The sequence below is a fragment of the Pseudomonas sp. GL_093 genome, assembly GCF_057837605.1.
In genome coordinates, this window is sequence record NZ_CM174448.1 from 1,521,207 (window position 1) to 1,532,436 (window position 11,230).

10 protein-coding genes are annotated in these 11,230 nt (G+C 59.3%); 6 read left to right on the forward strand and 4 right to left on the reverse strand.

Features of this window, described 5'->3' with window-relative positions; genetic code table 11:
* Nucleotides 1–196: 196 nt before the first annotated feature.
* Entirely contained in the window at nt 197–1,546 is a 1,350-nt protein-coding gene (locus AC3IUE_RS06860) for a spinster family MFS transporter (RefSeq protein ID WP_461997223.1), read from the forward strand.
* 162 nt (nt 1,547–1,708) lie between these two features.
* Here AC3IUE_RS06860 and rapA read toward each other — a convergent pair whose 3' ends face one another.
* Nucleotides 1,709–4,555, reverse strand: a complete 2,847-nt coding sequence (gene rapA, locus AC3IUE_RS06865) for an RNA polymerase-associated protein RapA (protein WP_489266364.1) — start codon at nt 4,553–4,555, stop codon at nt 1,709–1,711.
* Nucleotides 4,556–4,773: 218 nt separating this feature from the next.
* Between rapA and AC3IUE_RS06870 the strand changes: the two genes are divergently transcribed.
* The 3 genes from AC3IUE_RS06870 to ccoM all read left to right on the forward strand — a co-directional run bounded on the left by AC3IUE_RS06870 (nt 4,774) and on the right by ccoM (nt 5,635).
* On the forward strand, nt 4,774–5,115 hold the full coding sequence (locus AC3IUE_RS06870) for an aspartate-semialdehyde dehydrogenase (RefSeq protein ID WP_489266366.1): 342 nt from the start codon (nt 4,774–4,776) through the stop codon (nt 5,113–5,115).
* Nucleotides 5,116–5,215: 100 nt separating this feature from the next.
* Complete coding sequence (locus AC3IUE_RS06875; protein ID WP_095128014.1) at nt 5,216–5,377, forward strand: hypothetical protein; 162 nt, start codon at nt 5,216–5,218, stop codon at nt 5,375–5,377.
* 144 nt (nt 5,378–5,521) lie between these two features.
* Nucleotides 5,522–5,635, forward strand: a complete 114-nt coding sequence (gene ccoM / locus AC3IUE_RS06880; RefSeq protein WP_318183103.1) for a cytochrome c oxidase subunit CcoM — start codon at nt 5,522–5,524, stop codon at nt 5,633–5,635.
* A 279-nt stretch (nt 5,636–5,914) separates the two neighbouring features.
* On the opposite strand, the gene AC3IUE_RS06885 is transcribed toward ccoM, so the two are convergent.
* From AC3IUE_RS06885 to AC3IUE_RS06895, 3 genes are all read right to left on the reverse strand, one after another.
* The gene (locus AC3IUE_RS06885; RefSeq protein ID WP_056739323.1) at nt 5,915–7,390 is read right to left on the reverse strand and encodes an inorganic phosphate transporter; all 1,476 of its coding nucleotides are present in this window, start codon (nt 7,388–7,390) and stop codon (nt 5,915–5,917) included.
* 376 nt (nt 7,391–7,766) lie between these two features.
* On the reverse strand, nt 7,767–7,967 hold the full coding sequence (locus AC3IUE_RS06890; protein WP_007935837.1) for a hypothetical protein: 201 nt from the start codon (nt 7,965–7,967) through the stop codon (nt 7,767–7,769).
* A 47-nt stretch (nt 7,968–8,014) separates the two neighbouring features.
* The gene (locus AC3IUE_RS06895; protein WP_489266369.1) at nt 8,015–8,143 is read right to left on the reverse strand and encodes a hypothetical protein; all 129 of its coding nucleotides are present in this window, start codon (nt 8,141–8,143) and stop codon (nt 8,015–8,017) included.
* A gap of 504 nt (nt 8,144–8,647) precedes the next feature.
* Between AC3IUE_RS06895 and pcaR the strand changes: the two genes are divergently transcribed.
* The gene (gene pcaR, locus AC3IUE_RS06900) at nt 8,648–9,490 is read left to right on the forward strand and encodes a pca regulon transcriptional regulator PcaR (protein WP_008147316.1); all 843 of its coding nucleotides are present in this window, start codon (nt 8,648–8,650) and stop codon (nt 9,488–9,490) included.
* A 289-nt stretch (nt 9,491–9,779) separates the two neighbouring features.
* Nucleotides 9,780–11,126, forward strand: a complete 1,347-nt coding sequence (gene pcaK, locus AC3IUE_RS06905; protein ID WP_489266372.1) for a 4-hydroxybenzoate transporter PcaK — start codon at nt 9,780–9,782, stop codon at nt 11,124–11,126.
* The last annotated feature ends 104 nt before the right edge of the window (nt 11,127–11,230 follow it).

Consider the following 11,230-nt stretch of genomic DNA (forward strand, 5'->3'; position numbering starts at 1 on the left):
AAATTGGCCCTAACCATTTTGGAATGAGCATTAGAGCATTTGGAAATAACTGTTGTATCAGCTGCGACATCTTCCATGGGCGGATATCAGCTTTACAAATAATGACAGACAGCTCTGGCGGGCCTGACTAGATTGCAGGCTCCGGGCTCGGATGCGCTGGCAGTGAAGCCCCAATAACAATAAAAGAGACGGACCCATGCAGAACTCGACCCAAGCGGCGAATGCCTGGCGCATTCTGTTCCTGCTGTTCCTGGCCAATCTGTTCAACTTCTTCGACCGCACCATTCCAGCCATCATCATCGAACCGATCCGCATGGAATGGCACCTCAGCGACTTTCAGCTGGGGATCATCGGTACCGCATTCACCCTCGTTTATGCCATTGCCGGCCTGCCTCTGGGGCGGATGGCCGATACCGGTTCGCGCAGTAAATTGATGGGCTGGGGCCTGGCGGCGTGGAGCGGGCTGACAGCAATCAACGGACTGGTGGGGAGTTTCTGGGCTTTCCTGATCGTGCGCATGGGCATCGGCATCGGTGAAGCCAGTTACGCACCGGCCGCCAACTCGCTGATCGGCGACCTGTTCCCGGCCCACCGCCGGGCACGGGCGATGGGCATTTTCATGCTGGGGCTGCCGTTGGGGCTGCTGCTGGCGTTCTTCACCATCGGCGCCATGGTCAAGGCCTTCGACAGCTGGCGCGCGCCGTTCTTTATCGCGGCAGTGCCGGGGCTGATCCTCGCGATTTTCATGTTCTTCATCAAGGAACCGAAACGCGGCGCCGCAGAGAGTGTGCAAGTCTCGCAGGAGCGCGTAGACCGGCCGATCCGTCGGGTGCTGGCGGTGCCGACTTTCCTGTGGCTGGTGATGGCGGGGCTGTGCTTCAACTTCGCCACGTATGCCTGCAACTCGTTTCTGGTACCGATGCTGCAACGCTATTTCCTGATGCCGTTGCAGGAAGCGGCGGTGGCGACCGGGGTGATCGTCGGCGTGACCGGGTTGTTCGGCCTGACGCTGGGCGGTTGGGTGGCGGACAAGATTCACCAGCGGGTGGCCAATGGGCGACTGCTGTTTGCCGCGTTCAGCTTGATCATCTCGACGGTGTGCACGGCTTGGGCGCTGCATTCCGGGCGGATCGAGATCGGGGTATTTGTGGCGGTGTTCAGTGTGGGCTGGTTGTTTGCCTACAACTTCTACACCTGCGTTTACACCGCCATTCAGGACGTGGTCGAGCCGCGCTTGCGGGCTACGGCCATGGCGCTGTTCTTCGCCGGGTTGTATTTGCTGGGTGGTGGTTTGGGGCCGGTGGTGGTGGGCGCATTGTCCGACCACTTTGCGCATACGGCGATGCTCTCGGCCGGTGCTGAACAGATGACCGAGGCGTTCAAGGCAGTCGGTTTGCATGACGCGATGTATTTGATTCCGGTGGCGCTGTTTTTCACCATGGTGTTTCTGTTTTTGGCGTCGCGGTGTTTTGTGCGCGATGCGAAGCGGATGAAGGAAGGGTTGGTGGCTGTGGTTGAGCCTGTGGGTTCTGCGGTGACTGCTTAACCGCTTTCGCGAGCAGGCTCGCTCCCACATTTGGAATGCATTCCCCTGTGGGAGCGAGCCTGCTCGCGAAGAGGTCATCAGCAGCACAGCAACAATCAACCAGGCAAAAAAAGGCCCGCATCGCTGCGGGCCTTTTTGTTTTAGCGGGGCAGAGCAGGGGCGTTAACCCGCCACCAACACCCGAATCGCTTCCAGTCGCAGCGCAGCCTTGTCGAGCATGGCCAGGCCTTGCTCGCGTTGCTTGCGCAGGGCAACCAGTTCGCTGTCACGCACGGTCGGGTTGACCGCTTGCAACGCGGTCAGGCGCGCCAGTTCTTCGTCGGTGTCGGCGGCCAGACGACGCTGCGCCTCAGCCACGCGCTCGGCGTGACGCGGGAAGATTTTCTCTTCGCCGGCGTTGATCCGTGGCGTCAGCTGATCGCGCTGGGCCTGGATGAACTTGTTGGCGCTGGCACGCGGCACGCTTTCCAGCTGATCGTTAAGGGTTTCGAACGACACCCGGGCCGACAGGTCATTACCGTTGGCATCGAGCAGGCAGCGCAGGGCGGCCGGCGGCAGGTAACGACCCAATTGCAGCGAGCGCGGAGCAACCACTTCGCTGACGTAAAGCAGTTCCAGCAACACGGTGCCAGGTTTCAGCGCCTTGTTCTTGATCAGCGCCACGGCGGTGTTGCCCATGGAGCCGGACAGGACCAGGTCCATGCCGCCCTGAACCATCGGGTGCTCCCAGGTAATGAACTGCATGTCTTCGCGAGACAGCGCCTGGTTGCGGTCGTACGTGATGGTCACGCCTTCGTCGTCGCCCAGTGGGAAGCTGGCGTCGAGCATTTTTTCGCTCGGCTTGAGGATCAGCGCGTTTTCCGAATGGTCTTCGCTGTCGATGCCGAAGGCGTCGAACAGGGTTTCCATGTAGATCGGCAGGGCGAACTGATCGTCTTGCTCGAGGATGTCTTCGACCAGTGCATCACCTTCGCCAGCACCGCCGGAGTTGAGCTCCAGCAAGCGGTCGCGGCCAGAGTGCAACTCGGCTTCCAGGCGTTCACGCTCGGCGCGGGCTTCGTCGATCAGCGCTTGCCACTCGCCGTCATCGGCGTTTTCCAGCAGCGGCAGCAGGCGCGGGCCGAACTGATGCTGCAAGGCATTGCCGGTCGGGCAAGTGTTGAGGAACGCGTTCAGCGCTTCGTGGTACCACTGGAACAGGCGCTGTTGCGGGCTGGTTTCCAGGTACGGCACGTGCAGTTCGATGATGTGCTTCTGGCCGATCCGGTCCAGACGGCCGATACGCTGCTCGAGCAGGTCCGGGTGCGATGGCAGATCGAACAGCACCAAGTGGTGCGAGAACTGGAAGTTACGACCTTCACTGCCGATTTCCGAGCAGATCAGCACTTGCGCGCCAAATTCTTCGTCGGCGAAGTAGGCTGCGGCGCGGTCACGCTCGAGGATGTTCATGCCTTCGTGGAAGACCGTGGCCGGGATGCCGGAACGCACGCGCAGTGCGTCTTCCAGGTCCATGGCGGTTTCGGCGTGGGCGCAGATCACCAGCACTTTGGTGCGCTTGAGCATCTTCAGCGTGTCGATCAGCCACTCGACGCGTGGGTCGAATTTCCACCAGCGTTCTTCTTCGTTGGCGTCCGGCTGGGCCTGGAAGCTGACTTCCGGGTACAGCTCGGCGTGATCGCCCAACGGCAGTTCGAGGTATTCGTCGGGGCATGGCAGCGGGTACGGATGCAGCTTGCGCTCCGGGAAACCCTGCACGGCGGCGCGGGTGTTGCGAAACAGCACGCGGCCGGTACCGTGGCGGTCCAGCAGTTCGCGGACCAGACGGGCGCTGGCTTCGGTGTCGCCATCGTTGACCGCAGTCAGCAAGGCTTCGCCTTCGTTGCCGAGGAAACCGTGGATGGTCTTGTGCGCTTCAGGCGACAGGCGCCCCTTGTCCAGCAACTCCTGAACGGCTTCGGCCACCGGGCGATAGTTTTCGCTCTCGGCGCGGAAGGCGTGCAGGTCATGGAAACGGTTCGGATCGAGCAGGCGCAGACGCGCAAAGTGGCTGTCCTGACCCAGTTGTTCCGGGGTCGCGGTCAGCAGCAGGACGCCGGGAATGACTTCGGCCAGTTGCTCAACCAGCGAATACTCCGGGCTGGCCTTGTCTTCGTGCCACACCAGGTGGTGCGCTTCGTCGACGACCATCAGGTCCCAACCGGCGGCGAACAGTGCGTCCTGGGCCTTCTCGTCTTCCACCAGCCACTCGAGTGCAACCAGCGCGAGCTGGGTGTCTTCGAACGGGTTGGCGGCATCGCTTTCGATGAAGCGTTCTTCGTCGAACAGCGCGACTTGCAGGTTGAAGCGGCGGCGCATCTCGACCAGCCACTGGTGCTGAAGGTTCTCCGGAACCAGGATCAGCACGCGGTTGGCGCGGCCCGAGAGCAGTTGGCGATGGATCACCAGACCGGCTTCGATGGTTTTGCCCAGGCCCACTTCGTCTGCCAGCAAAACCCGCGGCGCAATGCGGTCAGCGACTTCACGGGCGATGTGCAGCTGGTGCGCGATCGGTTGCGCACGCACGCCACCGAGGCCCCAAAGCGCAGACTGCAACTGGCGACTGGTGTGTTCCAGGGTGTTGTAGCGCAGGGAGAACCAGGCCAGCGGGTCGATCTGCCCGGCGAACAAACGATCGCTGGCCAGACGGAACTGAATGAAGTTCGACAGTTGGGTTTCCGGCAGGGTAACCACTTCGTTATGCCCGTTGAGGCCGTGGTAAACCAGCAGGCCGTCGACGTCGTCGACTTCTTGTACGGTCAGTTTCCAGCCTTCGAAGTGAGTGATCGAGTCACCCGGCGAAAACCGCACGCGGGTGAGGGGCGCATTCCGTAGCGCGTACTGGCGAGTCTCGCCAGTGGCCGGGTAGAGCACGGTCAACAAGCGGCCGTCCTGTGCCAGAACGGTGCCTAAACCCAGCTCGGCTTCGCTGTCACTGATCCAGCGTTGCCCCGGTTGATACTGCTGCGCCATGCTGCCTGACTCCCACCTTGAAAAAGCGGGCTATCTTAACGGAATGAGGGCTTCAGGGCCAAAGGACTCTCATAAAAACCCGAAGTCTTACGTTAGTCCAACGATGCAGCGCTTGCAGGTCGGGGCACCTATTCGTGCCAAACGGGTCACAGTTTGCGACCGATGGCTCAAGTCGCCATCCCCTCAGCCGACAGCCTGCTGACAGGAGACTAATAATTATGCTTCTACCGATGCTCCCCTTGAGTGCCGTGCCAATCACCTCACAGCAGGATCCGATTCGCCAGCGGCCGGATATTCCCCCCGTGGTGCCGGTGCAGGAAAGCTCCAACGAAAGCACCATCGACCTGCAACAGCGCGATCCGGAAGAGGCGGGGTTTCAGCTGCGCGAGGAACAGCGTCGCAAGCAGGAACAGCAAAGGCGCCGCCGCGAAGCCGATGAAGATCCTGAAGTGCACCTGGCGATTCCCGGTGACGAGCTCAATGCTGACAATACCGTGCCGGTGGCGCCATTGATGGAAGATCAGCCACGTCAGGGTTTGTGGGTCGATATCCAGATTTGAGGTCACGACTGGTCAGCGCCGCCATCAGACCGCATTATTGGCACATCCTTGCCTGCAGATGCGGCAACTGAATTTCATTCCAGGCGATGCACTGAGCACCATGAGCCAAGACGACAAGCTGATCGACCTCAACGCCGAACGCGCCAAGCGGGTTCATGACCTTAATGAAAAGCGCCTGAACGAAGTGCGCCAGGCGTTCGAGCACGCCATGCCGTTGGGTAAAGCGAAGAAAAAGCCGAAGAATAAACCGAAAAAGCGTTGAAACACCCTGCATCGGTTGATGCAGGTCAGTTATTCCCCCTCCTTTACGCCCAGTCTCGGGCGACATTGATCCCGGTCAATTTCTTCTCCTGCCTGATTGGTTAACTTAGCCCCATCGCAACAAGGCAAGTGCAGGAGGCCAGTCATGTTTTTAGACAACGTGGTGATCGCCGGAGTGCTGACAGTCGGCCTCATGGTTCTGTTTTTTGCAGGGTTTGGATTTTTTATCTGGAAGGATTCGCATAAGCGCAAACCGTAGGTCTTTCTGGAAGCAATGAGCACGCAAGGCATTTTGGGCAACTTCGGTTGCCCTTTTTTTTGTGTCTGAAAATCTATCGGAATACGCCGACCTATGCCTGATCGTTCCCACGCTCTGCGTGGGAATGCAGCCCGGGACGCTCCGCGTCCCTTTCGAAAGCTGGAACGCGGAGCGTCCCTTGAGGCATTCCCACGCAGAGCGTGGGAACGATCTACTTTCCAGCAGGCATGAAAAAGGCGCGGCTCTTACGAGGCGCGCCTTTTTCGTTGCAGCGATGTATCAGCTGCCCAATGCCTTCGACGCCAGCCAGAACAGACCGGCCGACAGGGCCACTGTGGCTGGCAGGGTCAGGACCCAGGCCAGCAGGATGGTTCTGACGGTGCCACCTTGCAGGCCGCTTTTATTGGCGACCATGGTGCCGGCCACGCCCGACGACAGGACGTGGGTGGTGGAAACCGGCAGGCTGAAGATGTTGGCCAGGCCGATCATGCACGCGGTGGTGATCTGCGCAGACATGCCTTGAGCGTAGGTCATGCCCTGCTTGCCGATCTTCTCGCCGATGGTCAGAACCACGCGCTTCCAGCCCACCATGGTACCCAGGCCGAGGGCCAGGGCGACCGCCAGAATCACCCAGAACGGGGCGTATTCGGTGGTGGTGGTCAGGTCTTTGCGCAGCTTGTCCAGGTCAGCCTTTTCACGGGCAGCGAGACCAGGAAGCTTGCTGACTTTCTTCGCCGTGTCGTCCAGGCAGAGCAGGTAGCGACGCACTTCGATGCGGCTTTCCGACGGCAGCGAGTGGTAGTCCGCTACACCTTTAAGGGTGCCGAGCAGCGCGGTGATGGTCGGTTCGGTCTGTTGCGGATTGCAACGGAATTTCTCCGGCAGGTCGCCTTCCACGCTTTTGCCCAGGGCCAGGAACTCACCCAGCGTATCGGCATTGCGCTTGTAGAACTGGCTCAGGTGCAGGGTTGCGTCGCGAGTCCGTTCGATCTGGTAGGTTGTGCTGCCCAGGTCGAGTACGAACTGCGCCGGCACGATACCGATCAGCACCAGCATGATCAGGCCGATACCTTTCTGGCCATCGTTGGAACCATGCACGAAGCTCACGGCCATGGCCGAGATCACCAATACCAGACGGTTCCAGAATGGTGGGTGCTTCTTGTCATCGAGCTTGCGGCGCTGGTCCGGCGTCTTGTGCATCTTCGACAGTGGGCGCCACCATTTCAGTCCGATCAGCACCAGAGCGGCAACGATGAAACCGGCCATTGGCGAGAACACCAGGGACGCACCGATATCGATCGCTTTCTGCCAGTTCACGCCATCAGCCAACGGAATATCGTTGATCAAGGCGTTGGCAAGGCCGACACCGAGGATCGACCCGATCAGCGTATGGGAGCTGGAAGCCGGGATACCGAAGTACCAGGTGCCCAGGTTCCAGGTGATGGCGGCGGCGAGCAACGAGAACACCATGGCCAGCCCGTGACCGGTGTTCACATTGATCAGCAGTTCTACCGGCAGCAGGTGGACGATGGCATACGCCACGCCGACACCGCCCAGCAGCACGCCGAGAAAGTTGAACACACCGGAAAAGAACACTGCCAGATGAGGCGGCATGGCTTTGGTGTAGATAACAGTGGCCACCGCGTTAGCGGTGTCATGAAAGCCGTTGATGAACTCGAAGGCGAGGACAAAGGCCAGGGCGAGCAAGAGGCTCACAAGCACCCAAGCATCTAGTCCGCTGAATAAATCGATCATGAAGGTTTTCTGACCCGGTCGTAAGGGGGCGCGATTATGCCAGAAAAGACTGCTAATCAATGCACTTGCTGCTCATCGGTAACATTCTTCAACGAATTAATTTGTGGCAGCAGCCAAAACCCCAGGTTTTTACTGGGTTTTGCAAGTCATTGAATTTCTTTGAAAAGGCCGCAGCCACAAGGCGTCTTCTCGTCGGAGCAAGAGGTTTGAACGCTTGTGTGAAATATCTGAAAAGAGGGCCAGACATGAGCCATTTGCCTCATCCGATGGGTGAGGTGGCCGCTGCCCGCTTGTAGCGGGCGCGAAAGGCATCATCGATACATCCCGTTTTTAACGGATGCAGACGCAGACCCTTGAAAGGATTCAGGCCGAGGGCTTATGGCTCTTCGGCTTTGAGTTCCTTTTCCATTTTCTGCAATTCTTGAGTGAAAGCCTGATCCTGAACGGTGGCGCGTTTACGCCAGGGTTTGCGTTCCGGTTCGGGCTGAGCGGCGTAGGTGGTGACTTCCCCGCCGTAAACTTCCTTGTAACGTTGTTCCTGGCGCTCAAGTTCCGCGCGCAGTTCGTCTTTCGTCACAGTGCTACCTGATTGAGTTGAGTTGAATTCTGGTGAAACGCGCTGCATCAAATGTATTTAACCACGCTCACCGAATGGACAAGGCCCGCAAAGGCATCATTTTTTACGGCATTGCGATCAATTACTTCCATGTTGCAGGCGGCCACGACACCAGAGATAAACAGCTGACGCAGCATCAGTTTCCTGTTTCAGCGAACGCCTTGGCGAAGCATATGAAATGAGTGTCAGGCGCTAGCTGCGGGTAACGGCGATGGAACATCGCGCTACCGGATGGCGGAATCGGCAATTAAAAACCGGTCACCACTGAATTTCATTATAGCGGTCGATTCGAAGAACACTATCGCCAAAGAGTTAAAAGTGGGTCTTGATGTGTGATTGTTTTGTTACTCGCAACTTTATACGGCTAACTAGGTCGTTCGGCGGCACGACGTTACAGTGATGTCTTTCTGACGCCATTAAGTCGAACAAGTTAGGACAATTACATCGACCACTTCTAGTCTGCGTCAGATCCAGTGTAAAAACAGGTACAAGCCCGCTCAAAAATCGGCTGGTCCTGGTGGGAGTCGATTGCGATTATCGGCCGATGGTTCGATAATCGCACAGTCTTGGCTGCCCGGGGTTGTGTGAGGGACCGGCTGCCGCTTGTAATAGCCGTTGATCCGCGTGGAAAAGGACCTTATATGAACGATCAAATGCGCAATTCCTTCGCTTCAGTGGCTCCGCCGATCGTTGCCTCGCCCGCCAAGCGGATTCAGGCACTGACCGGCGACCCGGATTTCATGACCTCACTGGCCCGTGGCCTGGCCGTGGTGCAAGCGTTCCAGGAACGCAAACGTCACCTCACCATCGCCCAGATCAGTCACCGCACGGAAATTCCCCGCGCCGCTGTGCGACGTTGCCTGCACACGCTGATCAAACTCGGCTACGCCACCACCGACGGCCGCACGTATTCGCTGCTGCCCAAAGTGCTGACGCTTGGCCATGCCTATGTGTCCTCGACGCCGTTGGCGGTTTCCGCCCAGCCCTACCTGGACCGCATGAGTGAGCAACTGCATGAAGCCTGCAACATGGCCACTCTGGAAGGCGATGACATCTTGTACATCGCTCGTTCGGCCACCACCCAGCGACTGATTTCCGTCGACCTGTCAGTGGGTGGACGTCTGCCCGCCTATTGCACCTCGATGGGTCGGATTCTTCTCGCGGCGCTGGACGATACGTCACTGCGCGAGTACCTCGACCATGCAGAGTTGCAAGCCAAGACCAGTCGAACCTTGCACACCCCCGAGGCGTTGCTCGAATGCCTGCAAGAGGTGCGGCAGCAAGGCTGGTGCATCGTCGATCAGGAACTGGAGCAGGGGCTGCGCTCGATTGCCGTTCCGGTGTACGACGCTTCCGGCCAAGTGGTCGCGGCGCTAAACGTCAGTACCCACGCCGGTCGAGTCAGCCGCAACGAGCTGGAACAACGTTTCCTGCCTGGCCTCCTGAGCGCGAGTCGCGACCTCAGCGCGCAACTCTTCGCCTAAGCTGTTCGATAAACGCACAGAGTCGCGTTTATCGAATTGACGCTCTTTCCCTTGGATCATTAATGTCGCGGCAGCGTCATCCGGCGCTGCTGTTCTCGCTCCATTGCCGGGCGACGACCCCAATAATAATGAGAAGAGGCACCTCCCATGCGTACGTTTCCCGACTGTCGCTGTTCCCAACGGTTTCCCTGCCGGAACCGCATCGCCTGATCCCGACACCTCTTTCTTGTGACAGCGTCAGCCTCGGCTGGCACCTGTTCGACTGCGTTCTTTGCGTGGAATAAAAATAATGAACCAGCCTCAGTCTGCTGTAGGAAACTGCCTCGACGTGCAGTCCTTCATCAATGCTCAACCCATTTCGCGCTACCAATGGCGAGTGGTGATCCTGTGTTTCCTGATTGTTTTCCTCGATGGCCTCGACACGGCGGCCATGGGTTTCATTGCGCCCGCCCTGTCTCAGGATTGGGGCATCGACCGCGCCAGTCTCGGCCCGGTGATGAGCGCGGCGTTGATCGGCATGGTCTTTGGCGCACTGGGTTCTGGCCCATTGGCTGACCGCTTCGGGCGAAAAGTCGTACTGGTAGGCGCGGTGCTGTTGTTCGGCGCGTTCAGCCTGGCTTCGGCTTACAGCACCAACGTCGATCAGTTGCTGGTGCTGCGTTTCCTCACTGGCCTGGGCCTTGGCGCCGGCATGCCGAACGCCACGACGCTGCTGTCCGAATACACCCCGGAGCGCAAGAAATCCCTGCTGGTGACCAGCATGTTCTGCGGCTTCAATCTCGGCATGGCGGGCGGCGGTTTCATTTCCGCCAAACTGATCCCGGCGTTTGGCTGGCACAGTCTGCTGATGATCGGCGGGATTTTGCCGCTGATCCTCGCCGTCGTATTGCTGTTCTGGCTGCCGGAATCGGCGCGCTACCTCGTCGTCCGCAATCGCGGCACTGACAAAGTGCGCAAGACCCTGGCGCCCATCGATCCAATCGTCGTCGCTCAGGCTTCCAGCTTCAGCGTGCCAGAACAGAAAACCGTGAAGGCCCGCAACGTGTTCGCGGTGATTTTCTCCGGCACCTACAGCACCGGCACCTTGTTGCTGTGGCTGACCTACTTCATGGGGTTGGTGATCGTTTATCTGCTGACCAGTTGGCTGCCGACGCTGATGCGTGACAGTGGCGCGAGCATGGAGCAGGCGGCGTTCATTGGTGCGTTGTTCCAGTTTGGTGGGGTATTGAGCGCGGTGGGCGTGGGCTGGGCGATGGACCGGTTCAATCCGCACAAGGTTATCGGCATTTTCTATCTATTCGCCGGGGTGTTTGCCTACGCGGTAGGGCAGAGCCTGGGCAACATCACGCTATTGGCGACGTTGGTGCTCGTGGCCGGGATGTGCGTCAACGGCGCGCAATCGGCGATGCCTTCATTGGCGGCGCGGTTTTATCCGACGCAGGGGCGGGCGACCGGGGTGTCGTGGATGCTCGGGATTGGCCGCTTTGGCGCGATTCTCGGTGCGTGGATGGGCGCAACGCTGTTGGGCCTGGGCTGGAACTTCGAGCAGGTGCTGACAGCGCTGGTGATTCCGGCGGCATTGGCGACCACGGCGGTGGTGATCAAAGGCATGGTCAGCCATGCGGATGCGACTTAAGGACAGGCTTCTGATTTTTCGTTGAGCTTGCGGCCCTCATCGCGAGCAGGCTCGCTCCCACAGGGGAACGCGGTCAACTGTGGGAGTGAGCCTGCTCGCGATGC

Bases quoted from the DNA above. Each gene is read 5' to 3' on its own strand.
- AC3IUE_RS06875 (WP_095128014.1), top strand. From the start codon at position 5,216: ATGAGCCAAGACGACAAGCTGATCGACCTCAACGCCGAACGCGCCAAG.
- rapA (WP_489266364.1), bottom strand. From the start codon at position 4,555: ATGGCGCAGCAGTATCAACCGGGGCAACGCTGGATCAGTGACAGCGAA.
- ccoM (WP_318183103.1), top strand. From the start codon at position 5,522: ATGTTTTTAGACAACGTGGTGATCGCCGGAGTGCTGACAGTCGGCCTC.
- pcaK (WP_489266372.1), top strand. From the start codon at position 9,780: ATGAACCAGCCTCAGTCTGCTGTAGGAAACTGCCTCGACGTGCAGTCC.
- pcaR (WP_008147316.1), top strand. From the start codon at position 8,648: ATGAACGATCAAATGCGCAATTCCTTCGCTTCAGTGGCTCCGCCGATC.
- AC3IUE_RS06860 (WP_461997223.1), top strand. From the start codon at position 197: ATGCAGAACTCGACCCAAGCGGCGAATGCCTGGCGCATTCTGTTCCTG.
- AC3IUE_RS06870 (WP_489266366.1), top strand. From the start codon at position 4,774: ATGCTTCTACCGATGCTCCCCTTGAGTGCCGTGCCAATCACCTCACAG.
- AC3IUE_RS06895 (WP_489266369.1), bottom strand. From the start codon at position 8,143: ATGCTGCGTCAGCTGTTTATCTCTGGTGTCGTGGCCGCCTGCAACATG.
- AC3IUE_RS06885 (WP_056739323.1), bottom strand. From the start codon at position 7,390: ATGATCGATTTATTCAGCGGACTAGATGCTTGGGTGCTTGTGAGCCTC.